Here is a 26,034-nt window from a genome sequence, read left to right on the forward strand (position 1 = left end):
CCGGAAGCGACAATCCGCAATCTGCAGCCATCCGCAAACGCAAGCTCTCTTGAAGAAAGACTTCGTATGCATACACAAGTCCATCGCGATGCGACCTGCACTCCAGGCTCGAACCCGGCCATGCCAACTGCAAAAAAAATCGCCCGGGAAAGCGGTCTGCGCTACGTCAACGACGACACGCCCGGCATCAGCCGCAGGCGCGATCATGGCGACTTCATCTATACCGACGGCGATGGCAAGATCATTCATGACAACGCTCTCCTGGCCCGCATCAAAGCGCTCGCCGTTCCTCCCGCCTGGGAGGACGTGTGGATCTGTCCCTGGCCCAACGGCCACATCCAGGCCACCGGGCGCGATGCGCGCGAACGCAAGCAATATCGTTATCACGCGCGCTGGCGCATCGTGCGCGACGAGGTTAAATACCAGCGCATGATCAGCTTTGCCCAGGTATTGCCGCAGATACGCAAATGCCTCGAGCACGACCTCAAGAGACCCGGAATGAGCAAGCAGAAAATACTGGCGACGGTCATCTATCTGCTGCAGGCCACGCTCATGCGTGTGGGTAACGACGAATATGCGCGCAGTAATCAGTCGTTCGGCATGACCACCTTGCGCAATCGTCACGTCAAGGTCGACGGCGCCGACATCAAGTTCCATTTTCGCGGCAAGAGCGGCGTGCAGCACACCATCAAACTGCACGATCCTTACATGGTGCGCATCGTGCGCAAGCTGCTCGACTTGCCGGGGCAGGATTTGTTCCAATACGTCGATCAGGCCGGAGAAACGCACACCATCGGCTCCGGCGACGTCAACGACTATCTGCATGAAATCACGGGCGAGGATTACACCGCCAAGGATTTCCGCACCTGGGCCGGGACCGTACTGGCGGCGCTGGCGCTCAACGAATTCAAGCAGTTCGACTCACAGGCGCAGGCCAAGAAGAATGTCGTGCAGGCGATCGAACACGTGGCCATGAAACTGGGCAATACGCCGACGATCTGCCGCAAGTGCTACGTCCACCCCGACGTGATCTCGTCCTATCTGGACGGCGTCACCGCGGGCACGCTCAAGCAGCAGGTGCACGACAACCTGGTCCACGACTTGCACGCCCTGAGTCCGGAAGAAGCGGCCGTGCTGGCGCTGCTGCAACAACGCTTGCAGGAAGAACCCGGAAAGCAGAAACCGCACAAGCGATAAAAAAATCGGCTTCCCATTTGCGTGGAAAGCCGATTTTTCGTTTTGGAAAGACCAACAACGCTAAGCCGCCACCGGCGCTTTCTCCAGCTTCGGCAGGAAAGCAGCCAGCAAGCCGATCAGCGGCAGGAAGGCGCAGACCTGATACACGAAGAAAATATCGGTGACGTCAGCCAGCTTGCCCAGCAACGCCGCGCCGATACCCCCCATGCCGAACGCAAATCCGAAGAACAGACCCGACACGGTGCCGACCTTGCCCGGCATCAGTTCTTGCGCGAACACCAGGATCGCCGAGAAGGCCGACGCCAGGATCATGCCGATGATGACCGTCAGTACGCCGGTCCAGAACAGGTTGGCGTACGGCAGCATCAGCGTGAACGGCGCCACGCCGAGGATCGAGACCCAGATCACCAGCTTGCGGCCGACGCGGTCGCCGATCGGTCCGCCCAGCACGGTGCCCACCGCCACCGCAAACAGGAACACGAACAGGTGGATCTGCGCATCCTGCACCGACAGCTGGAATTTGCTGATCAGATAAAACGTGAAGTAGCTCGACAGGCTGGCCATGTAGAAATACTTGGAAAAGATCAGCAGCAACAGGATGCCGACCGCCATGATGACCTTGTTGCGCGGCAGCTCGACGTAACCGGCGGATTTCTTCTTCGCCTTGGTCTTGCCGGCCAGTTGCTGGCGTTGGTACCAGTGACCGATCTGGCGCAGCACGACAATGGCGATCAGCGCCGCGATGGTGAACCACGCAATGCTGCGTTGACCGCCCGGGATGATGATCCATGCCGCCAGCAAGGGTCCCATCGCGCTGCCGGCGTTGCCGCCGACCTGGAACAGCGATTGGGCAAGGCCGTGTCGACCTCCCGAGGCCATGCGCGCCACGCGCGAGGCTTCGGGGTGGAATACCGAAGAGCCGGTGCCGACCAGCGCCGCAGCGACCAGCAGCACGCCGAAATTCGGTGCGACCGACAGCAGCAGCAAACCGCACAAGGTGGAACCCATGCCGATGGCCAGCGAATACGGTTTCGGATGTTTGTCGGTGTACAGGCCGACCAGCGGCTGCAGCAGCGAAGCCGTCACCTGGAAGGTCAGGGTGATCAGACCGATCTGGGCGAAGCTCAGGTGGAAGTTGCCCTTCAACAGCGGATAAATCGCCAGCAGCAGCGATTGGATCATGTCGTTGAGGAAGTGCGAAAAACTGATCGCGCCGAGGACGCGGAAACCGGTTTTTTCTGCGGCCTGTTTCTCTGCTGCCTGAGGCATTTCCGGCGGGTTGAGCGCTGTCTCCATGATGGCCTGTCTTATAGTGGGATGGGAAACCCGAAATTTTAGACCTCTTGGCCGGATTTGTCTTTTGACGCCCCATTTTGGGTCGCGCCGCCGGGTGCGGCGCAAGATTCAGGATTCAAGCGGCCCTGCGAAAAGTCAGGTTGTAGCGACACTTGCCGGTCAGTTCGTGCACGCCCTCCGCCAGCGTGTCGACGCCATGGAAACGCAAGCGCGCCAGGCCGCCCCACACCACTACGTCGCCGCTTTCCAGGCGCATGCGCACCGGCTTGTCGGCACGCTCGCTGCCGCCGAACAGAAAGGCGGCCGGCAAACCCAGCGACACCGATACGATGGGTTGCGCCATGTCGCCTTCATTCTTGTCCTGATGCAGCGACATGCGCGCACCGGGAACGTAGCGGTTGATCAGACAGGCGTCCGGCATGAACTTGTCGAAACCGGCCGCAAGCGCCGCCCTCGCCGCCAGCTCTGCAAACACGCCCGGCATCGCCGGCCACGGCCGCTGCGACAGCGGATCGTCGCGCTGATAGCGATAGCCGCGCCGGTCGGTGACCCAGCCGAACTCGCCGCAATTGCTCATCGCCACCGACATGGTGTAACCGCCCGGCGTCTGCATCTGGCGGAACGGCGCCTGCGCGGTCACCTGTTCGATGGCTTGCACCAACGCTGCAGCCTGTTCGTCGGCAAAGGCGCGCAGCCACGTGGCGCCGTCGTCGATCCGCTCGACGGACGGCGCGCGCAATGCGGCGAACAGATCGCCGGTCATGGCGTGCTCCGATTCGCTTGCCTCACGATTTCTCCTCTTTTTCGAGCAGGGCTTTCTTGCGCTCGACGCCCCAGCGATAACCCGACAGCGAGCCGTCCATGCGCACCACGCGATGGCAGGGAATCAGCACGGCAATGGCGTTCGACGCACAGGCGCTGGCGACGGCGCGCACGGCAGACGGCTTGCCGATACGCTGCGCAATATCGGAATACGTCACGCGCGCGCCGGCCGGGATCTCGCGCAAGGCTTGCCATACGCGTTGCTGGAAGGCGGTGCCGCGCACGTCGAGCGGCAGGTTGAGGTCGCCCTGCGGCGATTCGATGAAGCCGATCACTTTGGCGATCAGCTTTTCAAATTCCGCATCGCCGCCGATCAGTTCCGCCTGCGGAAACTGATCCTGCAGGTCGCGCACCAACTGATCCGGATCGTCGCCCAGCGTGATCGCGCAGACGCCCTTGGCCGTGGTCGCCACCAGGATCGCGCCCAGCCAGCACTGCGCCACGGCAAAATGGATCTGTGCACCGCTGCCGCCGCTGCGATAGGCGCTCGGCGTCATGCCCAGCCGGCCGCTGGATTCCGCATAGAAACGTCCGCTGGAATTGAAGCCGGCGTCATACATGGCGTTGGTGACGGTGTCGCTATCCGCCAATCCGGCACGCAAACGTTGCGCGCGATGCGCCGTCGCATACGCCTTGGGCGTGACGCCGGTCTTTTCTTTGAAGAGGCGATGAAAATGAAAGCGGCTCATGCCGGCGATCTGCGCCAGTTCGTCCAGCGCAGGCAATTCTTCCGCCTGCTCGATGGCGCGGCACACCATGGCGATGGCCTGCGCCTGGCGTTCAGTCAGTGCGGCTTCGTTCGGCTTGCAGCGCTTGCAGGCGCGAAAGCCGGCTTGTTCGGCTTGCATGCCGGTATCGTAGAAGGCGACGTTTTCGCGGCGCGCCTGGCGCGAGGGACACGACGGACGGCAATACACGCCGGTGGTGCGCACGGCGTAATAGAACGTACCGTCGGCGGCTTTGTCGCGTTGCGTGACGGCCTGCCAGCGCTGGTCGTCGAGGCTGGCGGCGAGCTTGGAAACAGGAGCGGATGAAATGGACTTGCGGGTATTCATACTGGACATGATGACACCTTTTGGTTACACGGTCATCGCAGTATGAGCGGCGGGCGGCAGCCTTACACTCCGCCTCTTGCTTTCAAATCCGACACGCTAAATCAGGACGAAAACTTGATGCGCTGACGGCTTTGCGCCGGTTGCGTGACGTGGTCCAGCGGCAGCACGTGCGAGTGCTTGATCTGTTTCATGGTGATGTTGGACTTGACGTTGGTCACGCCCGGCAGGCGCAGCAAGCGCGTCATCATGAATTCGGAAAACGCCGCCAGGTCCGGCGCGACGATGCGCAGGATATAATCCGCTTCGCCGGTGATGGAAAAACACTCCATGATTTCCGGCATGCTCTGCACCGCTTTTTCGAACTGGTCGCCGCGTGTTTCGCCCTGGCGATCAAGCGTGACATTGGTGAAGGCCGTGACCCCGAGACCGACGACGGCCGGATCCAGCACCGCGGTATAGCGTTCGATGACGTGCGCTTCTTCCAGGCGCTGCACGCGCCGGCTGATCTGGGAGGTCGACAGGTGCACTTTCTGGCCGAGGGCGCTGTTGGTGATGTGACCGTCGCGCTGCAGCTCAGCCAGCAAGGCGAGATCAAACCGGTCTACGGTGATGGTGCTCATATCGCCCTCTTCTCCCCATTATTTTGAACAATTTGTGCATCATACCGCGACAAATGCGGAAATAACAATCACATTTTGCACATCTCCTGCAATAAACTGAATCAACACACTACCCAGCCCGGAGCGGACGCCAGGTGTTCATGAGACAGCGGCCCGTTCCACATTCCAGGAGACCATGATGGGCCAAGCCACGCACATTTCTTCCACCTGCAGCAGCACCGACCTGTTCGACAACCCGATGGGCACCGACGGTTTCGAATTCGTCGAATATGCAGCGCTGGACCCCATGCCGATCGCCGCCGTGCTGGAGTCGATGGGATTCTCGGCCGTGGCGCGCCACCGCTCCAAGAACGTCACGCTGTATCGCCAGGGCCAGATCAATTTCATCGTGAATGCGGAACCGGACAGCAACGCAACCGAGTTCGCCAAGGTGCATGGCCTCTCGGTCAACGCCATGGCTTTCCGCGTCAAGGATGCCGCCGCGGTCTACAAGCGCGCGCTGGAAATGGGCGCCGAAGGCGTGCCGGCCAAGCTCGGTCCGATGGAACTGAACATCCCCGCCATCAAGGGCGTCGGCGGCTCGCTGCTGTATCTGGTGGATCGCTACGGCGAGCGCGGTTCGATCTACGACATCGATTTTGAATTCTTCCCCAACGTTGAACGCCATCCGGTCGGCGTCGGCCTGACGTATATCGATCACCTGACGCACAACGTGGTGCGCGGCGCGATGGATACCTGGTCGTCGTTCTACACGCGCCTGTTCAACTTCCGCGAAATCAAGTATTTCGACATCGAAGGCAAGCTGACCGGCCTGAAGTCGCGCGCCATGACCAGCCCTTGCGGCAAGATCCGCATCCCGATCAACGAGAGCGCGGACGACAAGTCGCAGATCGAGGAATTCATCAAGCAGTACAACGGCGAAGGCATCCAGCACATCGCGCTGGGCACCGACGACATCTACCAGACCGTGCGCATGCTGTATCAGCGCCAGGTGCCGCTGCAGGACACCATCAACACCTACTACGATCTGGTGGAGCGTCGCATCCCCGGCCACAAGGAAGACCTGGCGGCGCTGCGCGAACTGAAGATCCTGATCGACGGCGCACCGACCGAAGGCCAGGGCCTGTTGCTGCAGATTTTTACGCAGACGCTGATCGGACCGATCTTCTTCGAAATCATCCAGCGCAAGGGCAATGACGGTTTTGGCGAGGGCAATTTCAAAGCGCTGTTCGAGTCGATCGAATTGGATCAGATCCGCCGTGGCGTCATCTGATCTCATTGCAAAAAAGCAATCTCATGGCGGTGCTCCGGACGATCCGGCACACCGCCTTATTTTTGCCTTGTCCTAAAGAAATCGCGCATGAGGTCGTAAAAGGAAGTACTACTTCTGCGAGGGAACACCATGCCTGCCAGCGCTCAATTCGGGAAATACGCCGCCAACGCCGCTTCTGCCGTCGTCGAGGATATTTCCGAGCGCATCCGGCAGTTGGCTTGCCAGATTCGTGAGCTGCAACAGCAGTTGCAACAAGTGCTGTCATCCCTCTCCGAACAAGACCTGAACCAGCTGCGCCAACGCATCCAGGCGCACTACCAGGAAATCTTCCGGCTGGAAAAAGAGAAAGCCCGCAGTCGCGATCGCAACGACAGCTATCTCAGCGTCGTGCTGTCGGTCGCCACCAGCAACACCTGATTTTCAGCACAGCCTCAACGTCAATTCCGTCACCCTGCTTCAGCCTTTCTTGCTCGCCACCAGCGCTGCCATTGCAGCAGCATTCGGCTGTGTGCCGCTCGACAAACCGTCGATGACACCGGCGCGATTTTGCACCGGCTGATTCTGGCTGACCTTCCATTTTCCGACCAGCTTCGTGATCGGAATTTCAATGCCGACGATGGCGCCGATCATCTTGTCGATATAGTCCGCCGGCGCGTCGCCGACCGACCATGGCTGCGCCATCGCCGCTTCATGATGCGTCGTCAGCCTGGTCACCAGCGCACGCAGCCATTCGGCGTCGTCGATGATGCGCAAAGGGCCGCTGGCATGCACCACGGCGTAATTCCAGGTCGGCACGGCTTTGCCGTTTTCCTTCTTGCTGGGATACCACGATGGCGAGATGTAAGCGTCTGCACCTTGAAAGACCGCAAGGACTTCGGTTGTCGCCACGTAGTCCTTCCAGACCGGATTGGCGCGCGCGACGTGCCCGCGCAGGACGCCATGCTCGCCCTCGCCGGCGCTCAATATCAGCGGAATATGATTGGCGTCCAGGCCGGCCGACGTCTGCGTGATCAGCGTCGACAAAGGATAGTCCTGCATCAGGCGATGCAGGACCTGGCGGTCGGATTCGGCGAAATGGCTGGGTAGGTACACGTGTTTTCCCTTGCGATGATCGGTGCTGCGAACAAAATGCGCGCACAAAAAGTACGACGCATCGGAGCAGCTTACTGTAACCGACCGGGGAAGTTTTTTATAGCGGGCAAAATACTCGACAATGCCGGCCTGCGCGTGCAGCAAACTCGACAAGCGGCCGCGCGGAATACTGCAACGGAACACTGCAAAAAATTGCCGGTCCGCACCTGGCATGGTGCGGACCGGCAATCATGGCGTTACGGCATCACATCAGTGCATCAGTACATCACGCGTGCCCCAGATACGCCTTGCGCACGGCATCATTGGCCAACAGGTTGGCGCCGGTGTCGGCCAGCACCACATGGCCGTTTTCCAGCACGTAACCGCGATCGGCCACGCCCAGCGCCTTGTTGGCGTTTTGCTCGACGAGAAACACCGTCACGCCGTTGTCGCGGATGGTGCGGATGATCTCGAAAATCTGCGCAATCACCAGCGGCGCCAGGCCCAGCGTCGGCTCATCCAGCAACAGCAAACGCGGCTTGCTCATCAGCGCGCGGCCGATCGCCAGCATCTGCTGCTCGCCGCCGGACATGGTGCCGGCACGCTGGTTGGTGCGTTCCCTCAACCGCGGGAACAAACCGAATACGTACTGCACGCCCTCTTCGATTTGCTCGTTCGTGGCGAAGAACGCGCCCATCTTGAGGTTTTCCAGCACGGTCAGGCTCGGGAAGACGCGACGGCCTTCCGGCGAAATCGCCATGCCCATGCGCATGATTTCATGCGTCGCACGCTGGGTGATGTCCTGGCCTTCGAAGACGATCTTGCCGCTCGACGCGCGCGGCTTGCCGCACAAGGTCATGAGCAAGGTGGTCTTGCCGGCGCCGTTGGCGCCGATCAGCGTGACGATCTCGCCCTGCTGCACATTCAGCGACACGCCATGCAGCGCTTCGATGGCGCCGTAGTGGGTATGCACCTGTTCAAACTGCAACATCATTCTTCTCCCAGGTAAGCTTTGATCACGCGTTCGTCGTTGCGCACCTGGTCTGGCGTGCCGGTGACGATGGGCTTGCCGTGTTCCATCACCAGGATGCGGTCGGAGATGCCCATGATCAAGCTCATGTCGTGTTCGATCAGCAGGACGGCGACGCCGTGTTCGCGGCGCAGCGTATCGATGAGTTGCTGCAGCTCCTGCTTCTCTTGCGGATTGAGGCCGGCGGCGGGTTCGTCCAGCAGCAGCAGGCGCGGCCTGGTGATCATGCAGCGTGCAATCTCGACGCGGCGCTGCAGGCCGTACGACAAGGTCCCGGCTTCGCGGTTGGCCAGCGCGGTCAGGCCGAGCTGGTCGAGCCAGTAGGCGGCGCGATCCAACGCTTCCTTTTCCGCGCGGCGATAGCCGGGCAGCTTCAGCAAGCCGGACACCAGATTGGTGTTGACCTGGTTGTGTTGCGCCACCAGCAGGTTTTCCACCACGGTCAGGGTCTTGAACAAACGGATGTTCTGGAAGGTGCGCACCAGTCCCTGTTGCGCCACGACGTGGCTGGGCTTGCGCGCAATCGACTCGCCGCCCAGGCTGATGTCGCCCGTGGTCGGCTGGTAAAAGCCGCTGATGCAGTTGAACACGGTGGTCTTGCCGGCGCCGTTGGGGCCGATGATGGCGAAGACTTCCTTGTCCGTCACCGACAGCGACACGCCGTCGACCGCCAGCAAGCCGCCGAAGCGCATCGACAGGTCAGAGACCTGCAGCAAAGTAGAATTAGTGGTCGTCACGGGTTTCATTTTGGCAGCTCCACGTGAGGACGCGTTGCCGGCAACAAGCCTTGCGGACGCCACATCATCATCAATACCATCACCAGGCCAAAAATCAGCATGCGGTATTCCGCAAAACTGCGCGCCACTTCCGGCAAAATCGTCAGCAGGATCGCCGCCAGGATCACGCCCAGCTGCGAACCCATGCCGCCCAGCACGACGATGGCCAGGATCAGCGCCGACTCGATGAAGGTAAAGGATTCCGGATTCACCAACCCCTGGCGCGCCGCGAAGAAGCTGCCCGCCAGACCGGCGAACGCAGCGCCCAGCGTGAACGCCGACAGCTTGATCTTGGTCGGATTGATGCCCAGCGAGCGGCAGGCGATCTCGTCGTCGCGCAGCGCTTCCCAAGCGCGCCCCATCGGCATGCGGATCAGGCGGCTGGTCACGAAATAAGTAAACAGCACCAGCAGCAGCGCGACGAAATACAGGAAGATCACCATGTGGCTGCCCTGATAGGTCAGGCCCAGCATTTCATGGAAAGTGGTACCGCCCTCGACGCTGGCGCTGCGCGCCATTTCGATGCCGAACACGCTCGGTTTCGGAATGCCGGACACGCCATCCGGACCGCCGGTCAGCGAAGTCAGGTTATTGAGCAGCAGGCGGATGATTTCGCCGAAACCCAGGGTGACGATCGCCAGGTAATCGCCGCGCAAACGCAGCACCGGGAAGCCGAGGATGAAGCCGAACAAGGCCGACATGCCGGCCGCAATCGGCAGGCACTCCCAGAAGGTAAAACCGAAATACTGGTTCAGCAGCGCATAGGTATAGCCGCCGACGGCATAGAAACCGACATAACCCAGATCCAGCAGACCAGCAAAACCGACCACGATATTCAGGCCGAGGCCGAGGATCACGTAGATCAGCGCCAGCGTCACCACGTCGACGTTGCCGCGCGAACCGAAAAACGGCCACACCACGGCAACCGCAAACAAGACCAGCAAGGCATAGCGCTGTTGCCGCGGCTGCAATGTCGGCAGCGCGGGCAGACGCACGCCCTTGGTGCTGCGCGTCAGCGCCGGCTTGATCAGCTGGAACACGAACACTGCCAGCACGGCGATCAGCACCGGCGTCCAGTGCGCCTGCAAAACCACGCGATAGCCTTCAAGCTGTAATTGCAGACCGAGCAGCGGCGTGGTCAGGATGGCGGTGAGGATCGCCGCCGCCACGGCGTTTTTGAGAGTAATCGGCATCAGACTTTCTCCACGTCCGGCTTGCCCAGCAAACCTGTGGGACGGAACAAGAGGATCAGGACCAGCAGCGCAAACGACACCACGTCCTTGTATTCGGCCGGCAGGTAGCCTGCGGCGAATGTCTCGGCCAGACCGAGCAGCACGCCGCCCAGCATCGCGCCGGGAATGCTGCCGATGCCGCCCAGCACGGCGGCGGTGAACGCCTTGATGCCGGCGATGAAGCCGATGTAAGGATTGAGCTTGCCGATGGTCAGCGCAATCAGCACGCCGCCGACCGCCGCCAGCATCGCACCCAGCACGAAGGTGAAGGAAATCACGCGGTTGGTGTCGATGCCGAGCAGATTGGCCATGCCCATGTCTTCGGCACAAGCGCGGCAGGCGCGGCCCATGCGCGAGCGCGCAATGAACAGTGTCAGGCCCACCATCAGCAGCAGAGTGACGCCGACGATGATCATGCGCGAATAAGGAATCGTGACCGTGAAGTCGCTGCCCATCTGGAACTCGATGGCGCCGGAGATCAGGACAGGCACCGACATGTCGCGCGAGCCCTGGCCGATCTGCACGTAGTTCTGCAGGAAAATCGACATGCCGATGGCCGAGATCAGCGGCACCAGGCGCGGGCCGCCGCGCAGCGGGCGATAAGCGACGCGTTCGACGGTCCAGCCGTACAGGCCGGTGACGACGACGGAAACGATCAGCGCTGCACCGAGCAGCAACGGCAACGGATAACCCGCCTGCACGCCGATGGCGGTAAGCGTCACCAGCCCGACATAGGAACCGATCATGTAAATTTCGCCGTGCGCGAAATTGATCATGCCGATGATGCCGTAGACCATGGTGTAGCCGATGGCGATCAATGCATAGATCGCCCCCAGACTCAGCCCGTTGACGAGCTGCTGGGTCAGTTGAGGGAGCAGTTCATTCATAGGAAACTTGGCAAATATAGATGTGCAAATGCCCCATTCTTACCGCAATGGGGCATTTGCATGTTTGACGTCAATATGGACGACTACTGCAAGCCGTTAAAAACAACCTGAAATTACTTGGCTTCAGTCTTCGTTGCGTCTTTGTGCCATGTGAAGACAACGAACTTGAACGACTTCAGGTCGCCCTTCTTGTCGTATTCCACGGTGCCGATCGGCGTCTTGAAGGAATTGGCGTGGATGTACGCGGCAACCTTGGTCGGATCAGTCGACTTGGTGGCGGTGATCGCATCGGCAATCACCTTCACGCCCGAGTAGGCCGGCATCTGGAACGGACCGTTAGGATCGCGCTTCTGTGCGGCGAAAGCCTTGACCAGCGCGGCATTGGCAGGATCGGCGGCGAAGTCGGCCGGCAGCGTCACCAGCATGCCTTCGGAAGCAGGACCGGCGATGGCCGTGATGTCCTTGTTGCCGACGCCTTCAGGGCCCATGAACACGGCCTTGACGCCTTGTTCACGCGCCTGGCGCATGATCAGGCCCATTTCAGGGTGGTAACCGCCGAAGTAGACGAAGTCCACGCCTTGCGATTTCAGCTTGGTGATGACGGCGGAGTAGTCGCTGTCGCCGGCGTTCACGCCTTCAAACACGACGACCGGAATCTTTGCCGCTTCCAGGCCGGCCTTGACCGAAGTCGCCACGCCCTGGCCATACGATTGCTTGTCGTGCAGGACGGCGGCTTTCTTCGGCTTGAGCTTCTCGACCACGTATTTGGCGGCGGCAGGACCTTGCTGGTCGTCGCGGCCGATGGTGCGGAAGATGTATTTGTGCGGCTTGGCTTCGGTCAGCTGAGGCGCGGTCGCCGACGGCGTGATCATCACGACGCCTTCGTTTTCATAGATGTCGGATGCAGGAATGGTCGAACCCGAGCAGACGTGACCGATCACGAACTTGATGCCCTGGCTGACGATCTTGTTGGCGACGGCCACGGCTTGCTTCGGCTCGCAGGCGTCGTCCATCAGGACCGCTTCAAACTTGTTGCCGCCGGCGCCGCCGGCCGCGTTGATTTGTTCGATGGCGGTCAATGCACCGGCTTTGACCATGTCGCCGTACTGGGCCACGGCGCCGGTCATCGGGCCGGCGATCGCGATTTTCACGGTTTCAGCCTGGGCTGCACCGGCGAATGACACTGCGGATGCGACGAGGCCGGCGGCCATGGCGATTTTTGTCAGGCGGCGGTTCAAAGGGAATACGGATTTCATTGAATTTCCTCCAATATATTTATTCGTTGCAGGCATTGGCCGGCAACAACGTTGAGCGGACGTTTATATGAACAAAGCGCATCATCTTTACCGATGCTGGCGCTATGGGGCAGGAGTGTAACATTTTCGTCATATATCACAGCTTTTTTTATACGAAGGACTCACTATTTGCTATTTTTGCGCATATCGAGAATATTTCGCACATTTTTCATTCAAAAAACGAAAATTTTTAATCGATATTTCTAAATATGCGCTTGTTGCGCTGCACCCGACAGGCCTGGAAACGGCCTTTCAATGCTGCACAGCGGGCGCAGGCCGCTACCATGCAGCGAAGCCGCGATTGGAAACGCTGCCTCGTTATCGGTAGCGAAATATGTCGGCAGAAGTCACAATACGGATTCATCAATGAAGTCGCGAATGAAGTAAGCCATGCTCCTCCGGGACATGTTTTCCAACCCGCCGCCGCCCTTATCCATTCCTGCATGTTCTTCCCCTTTCGCCAGATCGCCAACGCTGCGGTATCGTTCCTTCCCGCAATGACGACCGCTCTGGCGCTATGCACCGCTCAGGCAACGACCGCCGATGCGGCGGAATTGCGGCAATACCATTACGAGCAAGTCAGCATCAGCGCTTGCCACATCGATCTGCAGCAAGACGCCTTGCGCATGTACTGGAAGGACCCGGCGGGCAATCTCTTCGGCACCTTTGCCAACTTGCGCGCCTGGCTGCGGCCTCAGGGCAAGGATCTGCTGTGCGCCACCAATGCCGGCATCTACGACAAGGACCATCGCCCGCTCGGCCTGTATATAGAAAACGGCGTCACGCTGCGCAAACTCAACACGCGCCAGAACGCCTACGGCAATTTTTACCTGCAGCCGAACGGCGTCTTTATCGTGGAAGAAAAACAGGCGCGCATCGTCGACACCGCCAGCGTCGACAGCGACCGTCCGCGCTGGCTGTCGACAGCGCTCTACGCCACGCAATCGGGACCGATCATGTTGCGCAACGGCGAAATCAATGCCGCCTTCGATCCGGCCTCGATCAATCTGTTCGTGCGCAATGCCGTCTGCATCGACCCGTCGCAGAAGATCGTGCTGGCCATGGCGAGAAATCCCATCACCTTCCACGATTTCGCCCGATTCCTGCGCGACAAACTGCATTGCGTCGATGCACTCTACCTGGACGGCAACGTCTCGCGCATCTATCCCTCGCTGGAAGCGGATATCGGCCCGGCCTTCGGCGCCATCATCGGCGTGGAAAAAGTCATCCCTCAAAAATAGCGACGCGTTCGCATTGTGCATATCGACATGCGAAATCATTCGTTTCGCGGGTATGAGCGATATGTGACCATCCTGCCTTGCCTTCGATGGATCACCTTCGGGCTCACCTTCGCACACGATACCGGGAGAAAAAATGCGCAGCTGGTCGATTTCCATACTGTTCGCCGTCCTGGCGCTCGGCGCCAATGCCGTTTCGGCGCAGGACAAGACAAAGATCAAGGTCGGCGTCTCGGTCGGCAATTCCGAACAGACGTTTGAAGTCGTCAAACGCGTCGCCGCGCGCGACGGCCTCGATATCCAGATCATTACCTTCAGCGACTACCTGCAGCCGAACGAAGCCCTGGCGGCAGGCGACCTCGACGCCAATGCATTTCAGCACAAACCGTTTCTCGACAGCCAGATCAAGACGCGCGGTTACAAGCTGACGCCGGTCGGTCTGACGATCACCGCGCCGCTGGGCATCTATTCAAAGAAGTACAAAACTGTCGATCAGTTGCCGCAAGGCGCCAGCATCGGAATACAGAACGATCCGTCCAACGGCAACCGCGCGCTGTTGTTATTGCAAAAAGCCGGCCTGATCAAACTCAAAGCCGGTGTCGGCGAAAATGGCGTCAACGCCACGCCGCTGGACGTGATCGAGAATCCGAAGAAACTGAAACTGGTGGAACTGGATGCCGCGCAACTGCCGCGCTCGCTCGACGACCTCGCGGCCGCATCGATCAATAACGACTACGCGTTCAAGGCAGGCCTGTCCCTGCAACGCGACACCATCGCCGTCGAAGACGCCAAGGGCCGTTACGCCAATCTGATCGTCACGCGCGTGGAAGACAAGGACAAGCCGTGGGCGAAGAAACTGGTCAAGGCGTACCAGTCCGATGAGGTTCGCAGATTCATCGAAGCCGAATTCAAGGGATCGCTGGTGCCGGCATTCTGAGCGGCATCGCCTGGCCAGCAAAAACAAGACAATCCAAGCACGCCATCATTGCGATGACGATCGCGTTATGTCAGAAGCAGCCGGAAGAAAAAAGACCCGCAGCAATGGACTGCGGGCCAAATTCCCTTTCAAGAGGGAGGTTGAAGGAACAGTTCAACCACTTTTAGGATTCACTCGCCATCACAAAGTTCGCACTTCTTCGAAACACTTCCGAAATTTACGTCATTTGATCGCAAACGCTAAAACGCCCATGCAGAATTTTTCCTGCATGGGCGCGCCGACATCTGCTTAATTCAAAGCTTCAAAATCTGTACCTCATCAAGGCTTCTTGTCCGTATTGCTTGTGTTGTCGGCCGGCGGTGTTGCCGGTGGCGCTGCATCTGCCGGCTTGGCGTCGCCTGCCGGCGCCGGTGGCGGCGTTATGGCTGGCGGAGTCGGGGTGGCCGGTGCGGGCGCGGCGCTGGACGAATCGCTCGCGGCCGGCGTGCCCGGTGCCTCATTGCGTTTGTTGCACCCCGCCAGCAAGGCGGTGAACATGACAGAAGCTAACACTGCGTGGCGTACTAACATAGTTCCTCCAAGAAGTTATTGAACACAAATAAGTACATGCAGAAATTTAGATGCGATCAGGCTCAATTGTTCCCTCCCGGCAGGCCGCATCTTGTAGGAGAATGACCATTCTTCGCGTAAGTTTTCGCGACAATCCATTCCGACAATTCCTTCTTCGCCCGCGCATGCCGAATAAACCTTCATCTCTGATATCGATCACGGCTTTTTGCATTGCTTCTTTAACACTGCCGTCCACAGTGCGCGCAGACGTCACGCCATTGACAAGCGAACAATGCGCTGCGATGCAAAAGAACAAGGTGCTGAGTGCGGAAAATCCCGTCAAATGCGAACGCCTGGCGCAAGTCTCGTTCCGCTATCGCGATTTTGAAGGACGCCTGCATGACGATGGCAACGTTGTCGTGCTGGATGTCGTCGCGCCGCAGGTGCAAGGCATTTTCGATGCGCTGCTGCAACGCCGGTTCCCGCTGCACAAGGCGGCGCCGCTGGACGCCTATCTCGGCGACGACGAAGCGTCGATGCGGGACAACAATACCTCCGCCTTCAACGGCCGTCCGATGACCGGCGGCGGCGCGTGGTCCAAGCATGCCTACGGCGTCGCCATCGACATCAATCCGCTGCAGAATCCTTACATCGGCAAAGACGCCGGCAAGCAGATCATCGTGCTCCCCCCGGCCGCGCGCGGGCAATATCAGTCACGCATACCGCTACGTCCCGGCATGGTCGACGAGGACGTGCAGGATATTTTCTTCCGGCATGGATTCATGATCTGGGGCGGCAACTGGAAGCAGCCGATCGACTATCAGCATTTTGAAATCGGCAGCCGGGACTTCATCGCGCAGTTGCTGGGCCTGCCGCTGAACGAAGCGCGCCGGGAGTTCGCGTCTTACGCCGCTACCTACGTCGCCTGCCTGTCCGACGCCGCGATCGCCAATCCCTCAGCGCGGCGCAAGGCGTGCGCCGGCAAAAGCAAGCGCTGAGCGGGTACGGCGCGTTCAGCGTACCTCAAGCAGAACGCGCACCGCTTCGCGACGCGCCGAACCTTCCGCGTCGCCGCGCACCAGCACTTCGCTGCGTTGCTGCAAATATTGCCGCGCCGACGCCTGCTTCAACAGCGGCAACGCCTGGTTGAGCGCTTCGATCAGCAGCGGCGTCAACCGGTCCAGCTCGGGCCGGATATCGCGCGCCAGATCGGGCGGAGCCGCGAAGCGTGCATGATTTTCCTTGCGCCATTGCGCGTGCAAGTCCAGCTGGATGAACTTGCCCGCATCGAATTGCGCCTGAAAAAAACTCCGCATGAAGACCTTCTCGTCCTCGCTTGCGCCTGTCAGCGAGGCGCTCAAATCCTCCAGGATTTTTCGTTCGCGCACGGGGTCGTTGATGGGTGCGCCGGAGTTCCATTTTGCCTGCGCCACCATCACGGCGACGTTCAGCCGCTGGTCAATCAGGATCAGCAGGCGGTCGATCTTGTGCTGCTCCACAACAGGCAGATTCGTCGGCAACGACTGGCATGCAGCCAACAGCATCGATACCGCTACAGCCTTCCACAGCCAGGCCAGCAAGGTGTTTTTTCTTGACAATGTCATCCCGATGTTTCCTCTGTTCAGTCTTGCGAAATTGCCCGGCCGTGTAGTTTCTCACAGACATATCATGCAACGGCTGCGTGCTTTGAGAGTTTTCCTATATTTTGCCGGACCGCAGATCCGCACAATGCAAAGCATCCCATTCCGTCCGCGATGCCCTCATGCAAATCGTCTTCCTTATCTGGCCCATCATGCTGCTTCCGGTGTTGGTGGCGTGGTTGACGCGTCCCCGCCCAAGCGGCAGTGCGCATGCAAAACCACACGCCTGCGCCGAACCTGAAATCGTTGCGGCGCCTGCGCAAAAAGACACGCTGCACACGCCTGTCTATCGCAAGGAAGCACGGCGCGCTTACCTGGAGATGCTGGAGCTCGCCGCAGAACAGCGACGCCGCGAATCCCCCGCATATCGCCGGGCGGCACAGGCCGCCTATGTGGAAATGCAGACGATGCACGACATGGCTGGCGATGCCCCTGACGATCCTCTTGTCCGCTCCGACTGAGCAGTCCCGCCCTCACGGCGATTGTTAAGAAAAATCCCCCGCTCCTCCACAAGCGTAAAGCTAGGTAAGTTATTCCGCACGTCATGAGACGAGGCGTCTTCCTCACCTATACTGGCCTCGCTGGATCGACTACAGAATTCTTTTCCATCAGAGGGGTACACCATGACGATCAATACCGTTTCTTCTTCCAACGCAGCGACAGCTGTGCACGCGCAACAAACCGCCAAACGCAAACCATCCTCCGTCGATTTCGCCAAGGTGATGGCCGGTACTAGCGGCGACATCAAGACCGATACCAACACGGCAACCAAGCAAAACAATTCGAGCTCCGCGACTGCCGTTGCCCAAAACGCCGACGGCACCAGAGTCAACGGCTGAGACGACATCCCGGTTGTTCTTGCCGCAAAATAAAAAAGCCACGTTTGCGTGGCTTTTTTTATGGCCGCTGCATGGAGGCGGTGCAAGAGATCGAAATGACGCCGAAGAATATCGGCGCAGAAATACCCAACAGGCAAGCCGCAATAAATACGCCTCAAAATGCAAAAAAAGCTGAGAGCCGGGAGCTAACAGCAGTTTTCAACAAATATCCTGTTGATTCAGCACAAGTTTATTCGTGCGGGAAGGCGCGACTATTCATTACCGGATACATTGACCAACCCGCGGCCTGGGCTATAAATGTAATGCATGTCCGTTCCTCTTTCCCTGCCCTCATTGACCACCCAGTGAAAGCGAAGCGAGTGGGGGATGCCGCCATATTCAAAATCAAGCTTTTCAATGGTGACTTCAATTTTCCGCACCAGTGCGCCTTGATTGCACTCGACCCTGAACACGCGAGTTTCATCTTCATGCCAGAGGCCCAGCGGCATCTTTACCTCGTCATTGCAATCGCGTTCATAGCGACTGTCGAAAACCCGTCCCAGACCGTCGCCCCGCGAGCTCAAGGTAAAAAGCTGGCTTTTGCCGCCATTTTCTCTTTTGTAAACCAGAATGGAATCACTGGTATTGGGACGGGTAAAAGGGATAGGACCGATGATGTGTTTATGCCCACCGAAATAGAGATCAGCCGGGAGCATTTTCAATTCCCGGGTACCATCCCATTTGCCGCCAGTCCACAGCTCGACAGGGATATAGCGCGTCTTGACTTGAGCGTCATAAGCCGCATCCCAAGCATTCTCATCAGCGGCAAAAGCGACACCATGGCTTGTTAACACGAGGGCAGCGAGAGATAGGAAGGCTTGGCGATGCGTAAAAAAATGACAACGCTTCATGTTCATTGCAAGATCCTTGCAGGGTCAAACCGGTATGCCTGGAAGCAGGCTTAGATTCCCAGCCCTTGATATTAAATGATTGGAAGCTGTTTGTGACAACATCCACAAAGCAAAAGGTGTCGGGTCCATACATGCCTCGAAAACTGATAATCATCTAGCCGTCCTCCCACGTTAGAACACAATTCTGCTTATGACCATAAGCAGGAGATCGGAGTGATCGACGTGGCATTACTAGGCATTATTCGACGCTGGCACTTTCGTGACCAAGTCCCATTGCGAGAGATCGCCAGGCGTTTAGGCATCTCACGCAACACCGTCAGACGGTACATTCGCGCGAAAACCATTGAGCCAGCCTATGCAGGCAGGCGTCCCCGGAGCTCTCTGGACAAGTACACGCTTAAACTCTCGGCCTGGTTAAAGACAGAAGCGGCCCAATCACGTAAGCAACGACGTACGTAAAACAGCTCCATTTGGAGCTGCGTGCACTCGGATATGAGGGGCCGTACGATCGGGCAGCAGCCTTCGCCAGACGCTGGATCAATTGGAGAGAATCAATTCTGCGAGCAAATCAACAGTGACGGGGGCATTTCGTGCCGAGACTGAGCTTTTGGTCTTTTTCTTTGGTTTTTAAGCGAAGGAAAACACTCCGCAACGGTTGAAATACAACCTTGGGGCTTTGATCTGAGGCATTAAAGGTGGCTCACTTAGTGGCACACCACCCGAAATGCAAAAAACCGCTGAAAGCCATAAGCGATCAACGGTTTTAGACAATTTGGTTGCGGGGGCAGGATTTGAACCTACGACCTTCGGGTTATGAGCCCGACGAGCTGCCAGACTGCTCCACCCCGCGTCTGAAGAAAAAGATTATACGACATATCCACAAACTATGCAAACGCATTACTCGAATTCTTTCCTATTCCGGCTTTTGGCCGAAGACCCTTGCCTCTGACGCCGGTCGCAACTCCCTGCCGACCGACGCTGTCGATAAAAGAGTTTCCCTCTGAACGACAGTGATACACTTCTATCCGCACTTTGCCATGAATCATCCCTCACCCGGTGGCGCCTGATCGCCGTCGGATATTCCTACAAAAATACGTCGACCGTCTTTTATGAAATTCTGTTCTGAATGCGCTCATCCGGTATCGCTGCAGATTCCTCCCGATGACAATCGTCCGCGCTTCGTATGCGGCAATTGCGGCGCCATTCATTATCAAAATCCGAAGATGGTGGTCGGCTCCATCCCGGTCTGGAAACACGACGGCGAATTGCGCGTGCTGCTGTGCCGTCGCGCCATCGAACCGCGCCACGGTTACTGGACGCTGCCGGCAGGCTTCATGGAAAACGGCGAAACCACCACCGACGCCGCCGCGCGCGAGACAGAAGAAGAAGCCGGCGCGCGCATCGAGCTCGGCCCGCTGTTCTCGCTCATCAATGTGCCGCATGTGCATCAGGTGCATCTCTTTTACCTGGCCGAACTGCTCGACCTCGATTACGCCGCCGGCACCGAAAGCCTGGAAGTCGCCTTGTTCAGGGAAGAAGAAATCCCCTGGCCGGACATCGCCTTCCCTACCGTCGAATACACGCTGCGCGCCTACTTCTCCGACCTGGCCAAGGTCAGGACCGGCGACGGCGGCTTTGGCCTGCATACCGACGATATCCGCAAACGCATGATGCAACCTGACTGAGAGCGTGTTATGTGCTATTTCAGCCCCCGCGTTCGGATAAAAAGGGATGCAGTGCAAGGCGCGCCGCGCCGCACAGGGTGGCCCCCTGTGCAAGCGTCGCAACGCCGCAATGCGCCCTTTTTATCCGAACCCGTCGGGCAACCCCGGGAACGAACTGTCTGCGGTGTTATTCCTCCTTGCCGTAGCACCGCTACGACGCGTCGTCTCGCCTTGCATTCAGTCCGTTCCCGGGGCTGCGCGGGGGCTGAAATAGCACATAACACGCTCTAGGGAACCACCCATGATTTCCTGGCTGGATGTCGACTCGCCCTTCCCGGATGTCTCCAAGGCGCTGACCGAGCCGGCCGGCTTGCTGGCCGCCGGCGCCGACCTGTCGCCGCAACGCCTGCTCAACGCCTATCGTCACGGCATCTTTCCCTGGTTCTCCGAAGGCCAGCCCATCCTGTGGTGGAGCACCGATCCGCGCATGGTGCTGCACACCGACCGCTTCATCATTTCCGACAGCCTCAAAAAGACCCTGCGCAAGATCGAACGCAGCCGGCATACCGACGCCCGCTGGGAAGTCCGCTTCGACTCGGCGTTCCGCGAAGTCATGCGCGCCTGCGCGGCACCGCGCAAGGATGACGCCGGCACCTGGATTTCGAAGGATATCGTCGACGGTTATTGCGGACTGCATCGCGCCGGCTATGCGCATTCGTCCGAGGTCTGGCTGGACGGCAAGCTGGTGGGCGGCGCTTATGGCGTATCCATCGGCCAGATGTTCTACGGCGAATCGATGTTTGCGCGCGTGTCCGATGCGTCCAAGGTGGCCCTGGCGTATCTGGTGCACTTCCTGCGCCAGCATGGCGTGCAGATGATCGACTGCCAGCAGGAAACCCCGCACCTGGCGTCATTGGGCGCGGCGCCGATTCCGCGCAAGGAATTCCTCAAGCATTTGGAGCAGGCCATCGACGCCCCGCAGATCACGTTCTGGCACCCTCTGGACCTGTTCGCCAAGCCATGAATGTTGCGTAAAAAACCACGCGGGAGCGCTGTTACCGGTTCTGGAAAGTAGTGTAAATTAACGGTAATCGTGACCAATTTGTTACACCGGCACCGTTGCGGCGAGCACAGCGAATTGAAGCAAGTGACAGCACCCCAGGACACCACAGGACGCACATGACGCACCTTAAAGACCTGCCGTTTTCCACGTTGCAGTTTTATGCGACGGCTCCCTACCCATGCAGCTACCTCGATAACCAGCAAGCCCGCTCGCAAGTCGCCACGCCTTCGCATCTGATCAACGCCGACGTTTATTCCGAACTGGTCAAGACCGGCTTCCGCCGCAGCGGAATCTTCACCTACCGCCCCTATTGCGACGGTTGCCACGCCTGCACGCCGGTGCGCATCAAGACCGCGGAATTCGAACCCAACCGCAGCCAGCGCCGCGCCTGGAGCAAAAATCAACAACTGGTGACGCTGGTCACCAACCTGACCTACGCCTACGAACACTACGAGCTCTACCTGCGCTATCAGTCCGTGCGCCATGCCGGCGGCGGCATGGACCAGGACAGCCGCGACCAGTACGCGCAATTCCTGCTGCAAAGCAAGGTCAACACGCGCCTGGTGGAGTTCCGCGAGCCCGGCGGCACGCTGCGCATGGTCAGCATCATCGACGTGCTCGATGACGGCCTGTCGTCGGTCTATACCTTCTACGATCCGGACGTCGAAGGCTCGTCCTACGGCACTTACAACATCCTGTGGCAGATCGAACAAGCCCGTCAACTGGATATTCCCTACGTCTATCTGGGCTATTGGATCAAGGAAAGCGCCAAGATGGCCTACAAGACCAACTTCAGGCCCCTGGAAGCATTGCAGAACGGCAACTGGACCGAGTTGCTCGATTAATTGCGCGATTAGCCCCGCCTGTCTTTTCGACGGGAAAACGCTCCGGACACGTTAGAATAGCGGCACTTTTTCCTCCAGCCGACTCATCGTGTCCGACAAATTCCTCTACGCCCTCGCCCGTCCCCTGCTGTTCTCCCTCGACGCAGAATCCGCCCACCATCTGACCTTGCCCGCCCTGCGCCGCGCCGCCGCGCTCGGCCTGACCGGTTTCATCGGCAAGCCTGCCCCCGATCCGCGCACCGTGATGGGCATCACCTTCCCCAATCCGGTCGGCCTGGCCGCCGGCCTGGACAAGGACGGTTCCTGCATCGACGGCCTGGCGGCGCTCGGTTTCGGTTCGATTGAAATCGGCACGGTCACGCCGCGCGCACAGCCGGGCAATCCCAAGCCGCGCATGTTCCGCCTGCCGGCCGCACATGCCATCATCAACCGCATGGGCTTCAACAACGGCGGCGTCGACGCTTTCGTCGCCAACGTGCAAGGCTCGCGCTTCTATCAGGGCAAACAAGGCGTCCTCGGCCTGAACATCGGCAAGAACGCCGACACCCCGATCGAACGCGCCGCCGACGACTACCTGCACTGCCTGGAAAAGGTCTATCCCTACGCCAGCTATGTGACCGTCAACATCTCGTCGCCCAACACCAAGAATCTGCGCCAGTTGCAAGGCGCCTCGGAATTGGACGCCCTGCTGTCGCAACTGAAGGAAGCGCAACTGCGCCTGGCCGACCGGCACAAGCGTTATGTGCCGGTAGCATTGAAAATCGCACCGGACATCGACAGCGAACAAATCAAGAACATCGCCGACGCGCTGCTGCGCCACAAGCTCGACGGCGTCATCGCCACCAACACCACGATCACGCGCGACGCCGTCAAGGGCTTGCAGCACGGCGAAGAAGCCGGCGGCCTGTCGGGCGCGCCGGTATTTGAATTGTCGAATCAGGTGGTGCGCGGCCTCAAGGCCGAGCTGGGCGATGCACTGCCGATCATCGGCGTGGGCGGCATCCTCAGCGGCAGCAACGCCCAGGCCAAGATGCAGGCCGGCGCCTCGCTGGTGCAGTTGTATTCCGGCCTGATCTATCGTGGCCCGGCGCTGGTCAAGGAATGCGCGGACGCATTGCGCTGAACAGAACGACGCGACCGGCGTAAAAAAACCGCCATTGCATTTGCGTGCAATGGCGGTTTTTTATTGCATGTGAAATACACGTGGAATTGCAGCGACCTCAACAATTTAATCCGTCGTCCCAGCGAACGCTGGGACCCAGTGTCGTTACAGCGCTGGCAAAAGCTTCATGCACCAACAAACTTCAACGACGCCGGGTCCTGACTTTCGTCAGGACGACGGCGCATGAGATTGGTATTACAACACCTTGCGCAGGAAATCCCGGGTGCGTTCATTCTTCGGCTCACCCAACACTTGCTGCGGCGGACCTTCTTCCATGATCACGCCCTGGTCGATGAACAGCACGCGATCCGACACTTCACGCGCAAAACCCATCTCGTGCGTGACGACCACCATGGTCATGCCTTCTTCGGCCAGGGTCTTCATCACCGTCAGCACTTCGCCGACCAGTTCGGGATCAAGCGCGGAAGTCGGTTCGTCGAACAGCATGACCTTCGGCTCCATCGCCAGCGCGCGGGCAATCGCCACACGCTGCTGCTGGCCGCCGGAGAGCTGGTTCGGGAAGGCGTCGATCTTGTCCAGCAAGCCGACCTTTTGCAGCAGTTTTTCCGCCACCAGCACCGCTTCGCGTCGCGACAGCTTCTTCACCTGCATCGGCGCCATGATCAGGTTTTCCAGCACCGACATGTGCGGAAACAGGTTGAAGCGCTGGAACACCATGCCCAGACTGGCACGCAGCGTGTTCAGGTCGACCTTGGGATCGTTGACCTTGACGCCGTCGATGAAGATCTCGCCGTCGCTCGCTTCTTCCAGGCCATTGAGGCAACGCAGGAAGGTGCTCTTGCCTGAACCCGAAGGGCCGATCACGCACACCACTTCGCTCTCTTTGATCTCGCAGTCGATGCCGCGCAGGATATGCGCCTGGCCGTACTGCTTTTGCAATTGCCTGACGCTGATCATCGTGCATCTCCTTTGCCGTAGCGTGTTTCGAGGTGGCGGACAAATGCCGACAGCAGCAAGGTAATACCCCAGTAAATCAGCGAAATGGTCAGGTACGGCTCCCAGTAACGCGCATACGCGCCGGAGACCGTGCGTGCGGCATACGCCAGTTCCGCCAGACCGATGGCCGACGCCAGCGACGAATCCTTGACGATGGCGATCGCGTTGTTACCCAGCGGCGGCAGCATGCGACGGAACGCCTGCGGCAACACTACCTTGCGCAAGGTCTGCATGTAGGTCATGCCGAGCGAGCGCGACGCTTCGCTCTGGCCGCGGTCGATCGACTGGATCCCGGCCCGGAAAATCTCCGACACATAGGCGCCCGAGTTCAGGGTGATGGCCAGCACCGCCGAGGCGAAGGCGCCGTATTGCGAACGGATTTCACGCGCGATGTCGCCGCTCAGGATCAGACCGCCGCTCGGGTTGATCAGCATCGGCATGAGCGCAAAGTGGATCAGCAGGATCTGCACGAACAGCGGCGTGCCGCGCAGGAAACTGACGTAAAAGCGTATCGGCCATTGCACCGCGTAACGCAGGAAATATTTCCAGAAACCATGGCGCGCTTCGGCCAGGCGGCCGACACCCAGCACCAGGCCCCAGCAGGTGCCGGCGATCACGCAGATGATCGCGGCCTTGATGGTCATCCACGTGCCCTCGACAAACAGGGGCAGGTACTCGCCGATGATTTCCCATTGAAAGAAAGAATTCATGAATGCAATCCGGGTAAAAATCTGCCCACGACCTGTAAACAGAGCGTGGGCATGGAGAAAACGTACTTAAGTGCGGATTGTCAGATTATTGCAGCGGCAATGTCGGCACGTTGGCGTCGAACCATTCCTTGTAGATCTTGGCGTAAGTACCGTCGGCGACGATCTTCTTCAGGCCGGCGTTGATCTTGTCCTGCAGTTCCTTGTTGCCCTTTTTCACGGCGATACCGAAGTATTGACGGGTGAACTTGGCGTCGCTGACCACCTTGAATTGCTTTTCAGGATGGCTCTTGATGTAGAACTTGATCACGCCGACGTCGCCGATCGCGGCATCGACGCCGCCGCGATACAGTTCTTCCAGCATCAGCGGGGTGTTGTCGAAACGGTGGATCGCGGTGCTGGACTTGCCGACTTCTTCGGACAGGACGATGTCGCCTGCGGTCGAGTTGACCACGCCGACTTGCAGCTTCTTCAGGTCTGCCAGTGCAGTCACTTTGGAGCCGGAATCGGTGATGATGACTTGCTCAGCCGGGAAGTAAGGCAGCGAAAAGTCGACCATCTGGGCGCGCTTTTCGGTGATGGTGATGCCGGAGACGATGATGTCGCGGTCGCCCTGGCCCAAGGTGGCGAAGATGCCTTCCCATGGCGTGCTGACCAGTTTGATCTGGAAGCCGGAAGCCTTGGCGATGGCCTTGATGATGTCGATGTCGAAACCGACCAGTTCCTTCTTCGGCGTTTCGAATTCAAATGGGCGGTAGGTGCCGCCGGCGCCGACGACGTAAGTCTGGTCGGCTGCCTGGGATGCGGTGGCGGACAGTGTCAGCGCGAGAACGCTGCTGGCGAGCACGACAAATTTCTTGAACGACATTGTTTTCTCCCTGAGGTGAGGCTGTAGTGAAGCTTTTTGTTGATGAAACATGCCAGGCCAATGGCACTGGTAAAAAGAATTCTTTGCTGCGCTGACTTGCCGGCCGGCATCGGCTCGCATT

The 26,034-nt window shown here is 59.2% G+C and carries 27 protein-coding genes, 1 tRNA gene and 1 pseudogene; 13 read left to right on the forward strand and 16 right to left on the reverse strand.

The genetic code is table 11. The features are described 5' to 3' along the window. The first annotated feature begins 66 nt into the window (after window positions 1–66). The gene (locus PMI16_RS18385) at window positions 67–1,197 is read left to right on the forward strand and encodes a DNA topoisomerase IB (RefSeq protein WP_034381212.1); all 1,131 of its coding nucleotides are present in this window, start codon (window positions 67–69) and stop codon (window positions 1,195–1,197) included. Between the two features lie 60 nt (window positions 1,198–1,257). Here the strand turns inward: PMI16_RS18385 and PMI16_RS18390 are convergent, their stop codons facing one another. The 4 genes from PMI16_RS18390 to PMI16_RS18405 form a co-directional block, all read right to left on the reverse strand. Beyond that, a complete protein-coding gene (locus tag PMI16_RS18390) occupies window positions 1,258–2,493 on the reverse strand; it encodes an MFS transporter (RefSeq protein ID WP_007882308.1) in 1,236 nt (411 codons plus the stop codon). A gap of 115 nt (window positions 2,494–2,608) precedes the next feature. Continuing rightward, window positions 2,609–3,256: a DNA oxidative demethylase AlkB gene (gene alkB, locus PMI16_RS18395; RefSeq protein WP_007882309.1), complete on the reverse strand. Its 648-nt coding sequence runs from the start codon at window positions 3,254–3,256 to the stop codon at window positions 2,609–2,611. Between the two features lie 22 nt (window positions 3,257–3,278). Beyond that, window positions 3,279–4,379, reverse strand: coding sequence for a bifunctional DNA-binding transcriptional regulator/O6-methylguanine-DNA methyltransferase Ada (ada, locus tag PMI16_RS18400; RefSeq protein WP_007882310.1), 1,101 nt, complete (start codon window positions 4,377–4,379; stop codon window positions 3,279–3,281). Between the two features lie 92 nt (window positions 4,380–4,471). Continuing rightward, window positions 4,472–4,990, reverse strand: a complete 519-nt coding sequence (locus tag PMI16_RS18405; RefSeq protein WP_007882311.1) for an Lrp/AsnC family transcriptional regulator — start codon at window positions 4,988–4,990, stop codon at window positions 4,472–4,474. Window positions 4,991–5,168: 178 nt separating this feature from the next. On the opposite strand from PMI16_RS18405, the gene hppD reads away from it, so the two are divergent. Next, window positions 5,169–6,263, forward strand: a complete 1,095-nt coding sequence (gene hppD / locus PMI16_RS18410; RefSeq protein ID WP_007882312.1) for a 4-hydroxyphenylpyruvate dioxygenase — start codon at window positions 5,169–5,171, stop codon at window positions 6,261–6,263. Between the two features lie 129 nt (window positions 6,264–6,392). After that, window positions 6,393–6,680, forward strand: a complete 288-nt coding sequence (locus PMI16_RS18415) for a hypothetical protein (protein WP_007882313.1) — start codon at window positions 6,393–6,395, stop codon at window positions 6,678–6,680. Between the two features lie 39 nt (window positions 6,681–6,719). Here the strand turns inward: PMI16_RS18415 and PMI16_RS18420 are convergent, their stop codons facing one another. The 6 genes from PMI16_RS18420 to PMI16_RS18445 all read right to left on the reverse strand — a co-directional run bounded on the left by PMI16_RS18420 (window position 6,720) and on the right by PMI16_RS18445 (window position 12,470). Then, a complete protein-coding gene (locus PMI16_RS18420; RefSeq protein ID WP_034381217.1) occupies window positions 6,720–7,355 on the reverse strand; it encodes an FMN-binding negative transcriptional regulator in 636 nt (211 codons plus the stop codon). 265 nt (window positions 7,356–7,620) lie between these two features. Beyond that, a complete protein-coding gene (locus tag PMI16_RS18425; RefSeq protein ID WP_007882317.1) occupies window positions 7,621–8,325 on the reverse strand; it encodes an ABC transporter ATP-binding protein in 705 nt (234 codons plus the stop codon). Then, a complete protein-coding gene (livG, locus tag PMI16_RS18430; RefSeq protein ID WP_007882318.1) occupies window positions 8,325–9,110 on the reverse strand; it encodes a high-affinity branched-chain amino acid ABC transporter ATP-binding protein LivG in 786 nt (261 codons plus the stop codon). The genes PMI16_RS18425 and livG overlap by 1 nt, the downstream gene beginning before the upstream one ends. After that, window positions 9,107–10,333: a high-affinity branched-chain amino acid ABC transporter permease LivM gene (locus tag PMI16_RS18435; protein ID WP_007882319.1), complete on the reverse strand. Its 1,227-nt coding sequence runs from the start codon at window positions 10,331–10,333 to the stop codon at window positions 9,107–9,109. The genes livG and PMI16_RS18435 overlap by 4 nt, the downstream gene beginning before the upstream one ends. Next, the gene (livH, locus tag PMI16_RS18440) at window positions 10,333–11,259 is read right to left on the reverse strand and encodes a high-affinity branched-chain amino acid ABC transporter permease LivH (RefSeq protein WP_007882320.1); all 927 of its coding nucleotides are present in this window, start codon (window positions 11,257–11,259) and stop codon (window positions 10,333–10,335) included. The genes PMI16_RS18435 and livH overlap by 1 nt, the downstream gene beginning before the upstream one ends. A gap of 113 nt (window positions 11,260–11,372) precedes the next feature. After that, window positions 11,373–12,470: a branched-chain amino acid ABC transporter substrate-binding protein gene (locus PMI16_RS18445; protein ID WP_193365744.1), complete on the reverse strand. Its 1,098-nt coding sequence runs from the start codon at window positions 12,468–12,470 to the stop codon at window positions 11,373–11,375. Between the two features lie 527 nt (window positions 12,471–12,997). Here PMI16_RS18445 and PMI16_RS18450 point away from each other — a divergent pair. The 3 genes from PMI16_RS18450 (at window position 12,998) to PMI16_RS18465 (ending at window position 16,276) form a co-directional block, all read left to right on the forward strand. After that, complete coding sequence (locus tag PMI16_RS18450; protein ID WP_157212698.1) at window positions 12,998–13,795, forward strand: phosphodiester glycosidase family protein; 798 nt, start codon at window positions 12,998–13,000, stop codon at window positions 13,793–13,795. Between the two features lie 133 nt (window positions 13,796–13,928). After that, window positions 13,929–14,729: a MetQ/NlpA family ABC transporter substrate-binding protein gene (locus tag PMI16_RS18455; protein WP_007882324.1), complete on the forward strand. Its 801-nt coding sequence runs from the start codon at window positions 13,929–13,931 to the stop codon at window positions 14,727–14,729. Window positions 14,730–15,580: 851 nt separating this feature from the next. Continuing rightward, window positions 15,581–16,276 (forward strand): M15 family metallopeptidase, encoded by a 696-nt coding sequence (locus PMI16_RS18465; RefSeq protein ID WP_007882326.1) that lies wholly within the window; start codon window positions 15,581–15,583, stop codon window positions 16,274–16,276. Window positions 16,277–16,291: 15 nt separating this feature from the next. Here the strand turns inward: PMI16_RS18465 and PMI16_RS18470 are convergent, their stop codons facing one another. Then, a complete protein-coding gene (locus tag PMI16_RS18470; protein WP_007882327.1) occupies window positions 16,292–16,882 on the reverse strand; it encodes a chorismate mutase in 591 nt (196 codons plus the stop codon). Between the two features lie 158 nt (window positions 16,883–17,040). On the opposite strand from PMI16_RS18470, the gene PMI16_RS18475 reads away from it, so the two are divergent. Further along, window positions 17,041–17,379, forward strand: a complete 339-nt coding sequence (locus PMI16_RS18475) for a hypothetical protein (protein ID WP_007882328.1) — start codon at window positions 17,041–17,043, stop codon at window positions 17,377–17,379. Between the two features lie 162 nt (window positions 17,380–17,541). Then, window positions 17,542–17,757: a hypothetical protein gene (locus tag PMI16_RS18480; protein WP_007882329.1), complete on the forward strand. Its 216-nt coding sequence runs from the start codon at window positions 17,542–17,544 to the stop codon at window positions 17,755–17,757. Window positions 17,758–18,008: 251 nt separating this feature from the next. Here PMI16_RS18480 and PMI16_RS26045 read toward each other — a convergent pair whose 3' ends face one another. Beyond that, window positions 18,009–18,653: a hypothetical protein gene (locus PMI16_RS26045; protein WP_007882330.1), complete on the reverse strand. Its 645-nt coding sequence runs from the start codon at window positions 18,651–18,653 to the stop codon at window positions 18,009–18,011. Window positions 18,654–18,860: 207 nt separating this feature from the next. Here PMI16_RS26045 and PMI16_RS25425 point away from each other — a divergent pair. After that, window positions 18,861–19,183, forward strand: a pseudogene (locus PMI16_RS25425) (helix-turn-helix domain-containing protein); the annotation flags it as partial. Between the two features lie 237 nt (window positions 19,184–19,420). Here PMI16_RS25425 and PMI16_RS18490 read toward each other — a convergent pair. After that, window positions 19,421–19,497, reverse strand: a tRNA-Met gene (locus PMI16_RS18490). 259 nt (window positions 19,498–19,756) lie between these two features. Here PMI16_RS18490 and PMI16_RS18495 point away from each other — a divergent pair. From PMI16_RS18495 to PMI16_RS18510, 4 genes are all read left to right on the forward strand, one after another. Next, window positions 19,757–20,332 carry an NUDIX hydrolase gene (locus PMI16_RS18495; RefSeq protein ID WP_007882331.1) on the forward strand — a complete coding sequence of 192 codons (576 nt, stop codon included), beginning with the start codon at window positions 19,757–19,759 and terminating at the stop codon, window positions 20,330–20,332. Between the two features lie 280 nt (window positions 20,333–20,612). After that, window positions 20,613–21,335: a leucyl/phenylalanyl-tRNA--protein transferase gene (gene aat / locus PMI16_RS18500; RefSeq protein WP_007882332.1), complete on the forward strand. Its 723-nt coding sequence runs from the start codon at window positions 20,613–20,615 to the stop codon at window positions 21,333–21,335. A 155-nt stretch (window positions 21,336–21,490) separates the two neighbouring features. Continuing rightward, entirely contained in the window at window positions 21,491–22,219 is a 729-nt protein-coding gene (locus PMI16_RS18505) for an arginyltransferase (RefSeq protein WP_007882334.1), read from the forward strand. An 88-nt stretch (window positions 22,220–22,307) separates the two neighbouring features. Beyond that, window positions 22,308–23,342, forward strand: coding sequence for a quinone-dependent dihydroorotate dehydrogenase (locus PMI16_RS18510; RefSeq protein ID WP_007882336.1), 1,035 nt, complete (start codon window positions 22,308–22,310; stop codon window positions 23,340–23,342). Window positions 23,343–23,576: 234 nt separating this feature from the next. On the opposite strand, the gene PMI16_RS18515 is transcribed toward PMI16_RS18510, so the two are convergent. From PMI16_RS18515 to PMI16_RS18525, 3 genes are all read right to left on the reverse strand, one after another. Then, complete coding sequence (locus PMI16_RS18515) at window positions 23,577–24,299, reverse strand: amino acid ABC transporter ATP-binding protein (protein ID WP_007882341.1); 723 nt, start codon at window positions 24,297–24,299, stop codon at window positions 23,577–23,579. Next, on the reverse strand, window positions 24,296–25,048 hold the full coding sequence (locus tag PMI16_RS18520; RefSeq protein WP_007882342.1) for an amino acid ABC transporter permease: 753 nt from the start codon (window positions 25,046–25,048) through the stop codon (window positions 24,296–24,298). The genes PMI16_RS18515 and PMI16_RS18520 overlap by 4 nt, the downstream gene beginning before the upstream one ends. An 85-nt stretch (window positions 25,049–25,133) precedes the next feature. Further along, window positions 25,134–25,913: a basic amino acid ABC transporter substrate-binding protein gene (locus PMI16_RS18525; protein ID WP_007882343.1), complete on the reverse strand. Its 780-nt coding sequence runs from the start codon at window positions 25,911–25,913 to the stop codon at window positions 25,134–25,136. Window positions 25,914–26,034: the final 121 nt, after the last annotated feature.

This window comes from Herbaspirillum sp. CF444 (assembly GCF_000282135.1).
In the GTDB taxonomy this organism is placed as follows: domain Bacteria; phylum Pseudomonadota; class Gammaproteobacteria; order Burkholderiales; family Burkholderiaceae_D; genus Herbaspirillum.

Excerpts from the sequence above, each read along its gene's own strand:
- PMI16_RS18385 (WP_034381212.1), top strand. The coding sequence starts at position 67 with ATGCATACACAAGTCCATCGCGATGCGACCTGCACTCCAGGCTCGAAC.
- PMI16_RS18390 (WP_007882308.1), bottom strand. The coding sequence starts at position 2,493 with ATGGAGACAGCGCTCAACCCGCCGGAAATGCCTCAGGCAGCAGAGAAA.
- alkB (WP_007882309.1), bottom strand. The coding sequence starts at position 3,256 with ATGACCGGCGATCTGTTCGCCGCATTGCGCGCGCCGTCCGTCGAGCGG.
- ada (WP_007882310.1), bottom strand. The coding sequence starts at position 4,379 with ATGTCCAGTATGAATACCCGCAAGTCCATTTCATCCGCTCCTGTTTCC.
- PMI16_RS18405 (WP_007882311.1), bottom strand. The coding sequence starts at position 4,990 with ATGAGCACCATCACCGTAGACCGGTTTGATCTCGCCTTGCTGGCTGAG.
- hppD (WP_007882312.1), top strand. The coding sequence starts at position 5,169 with ATGGGCCAAGCCACGCACATTTCTTCCACCTGCAGCAGCACCGACCTG.
- PMI16_RS18415 (WP_007882313.1), top strand. The coding sequence starts at position 6,393 with ATGCCTGCCAGCGCTCAATTCGGGAAATACGCCGCCAACGCCGCTTCT.
- PMI16_RS18425 (WP_007882317.1), bottom strand. The coding sequence starts at position 8,325 with ATGTTGCAGTTTGAACAGGTGCATACCCACTACGGCGCCATCGAAGCG.
- livG (WP_007882318.1), bottom strand. The coding sequence starts at position 9,110 with ATGAAACCCGTGACGACCACTAATTCTACTTTGCTGCAGGTCTCTGAC.
- PMI16_RS18435 (WP_007882319.1), bottom strand. The coding sequence starts at position 10,333 with ATGCCGATTACTCTCAAAAACGCCGTGGCGGCGGCGATCCTCACCGCC.
- livH (WP_007882320.1), bottom strand. The coding sequence starts at position 11,259 with ATGAATGAACTGCTCCCTCAACTGACCCAGCAGCTCGTCAACGGGCTG.
- PMI16_RS18445 (WP_193365744.1), bottom strand. The coding sequence starts at position 12,470 with ATGGCCGCCGGCCTCGTCGCATCCGCAGTGTCATTCGCCGGTGCAGCC.
- PMI16_RS18450 (WP_157212698.1), top strand. The coding sequence starts at position 12,998 with ATGTTCTTCCCCTTTCGCCAGATCGCCAACGCTGCGGTATCGTTCCTT.
- PMI16_RS18455 (WP_007882324.1), top strand. The coding sequence starts at position 13,929 with ATGCGCAGCTGGTCGATTTCCATACTGTTCGCCGTCCTGGCGCTCGGC.
- PMI16_RS18465 (WP_007882326.1), top strand. The coding sequence starts at position 15,581 with ATGCAAAAGAACAAGGTGCTGAGTGCGGAAAATCCCGTCAAATGCGAA.
- PMI16_RS18470 (WP_007882327.1), bottom strand. The coding sequence starts at position 16,882 with ATGACATTGTCAAGAAAAAACACCTTGCTGGCCTGGCTGTGGAAGGCT.
- PMI16_RS18475 (WP_007882328.1), top strand. The coding sequence starts at position 17,041 with ATGCAAATCGTCTTCCTTATCTGGCCCATCATGCTGCTTCCGGTGTTG.
- PMI16_RS18480 (WP_007882329.1), top strand. The coding sequence starts at position 17,542 with ATGACGATCAATACCGTTTCTTCTTCCAACGCAGCGACAGCTGTGCAC.
- PMI16_RS26045 (WP_007882330.1), bottom strand. The coding sequence starts at position 18,653 with ATGAACATGAAGCGTTGTCATTTTTTTACGCATCGCCAAGCCTTCCTA.
- PMI16_RS18495 (WP_007882331.1), top strand. The coding sequence starts at position 19,757 with ATGAAATTCTGTTCTGAATGCGCTCATCCGGTATCGCTGCAGATTCCT.
- aat (WP_007882332.1), top strand. The coding sequence starts at position 20,613 with ATGATTTCCTGGCTGGATGTCGACTCGCCCTTCCCGGATGTCTCCAAG.
- PMI16_RS18505 (WP_007882334.1), top strand. The coding sequence starts at position 21,491 with ATGACGCACCTTAAAGACCTGCCGTTTTCCACGTTGCAGTTTTATGCG.
- PMI16_RS18515 (WP_007882341.1), bottom strand. The coding sequence starts at position 24,299 with ATGATCAGCGTCAGGCAATTGCAAAAGCAGTACGGCCAGGCGCATATC.
- PMI16_RS18520 (WP_007882342.1), bottom strand. The coding sequence starts at position 25,048 with ATGAATTCTTTCTTTCAATGGGAAATCATCGGCGAGTACCTGCCCCTG.
- PMI16_RS18525 (WP_007882343.1), bottom strand. The coding sequence starts at position 25,913 with ATGTCGTTCAAGAAATTTGTCGTGCTCGCCAGCAGCGTTCTCGCGCTG.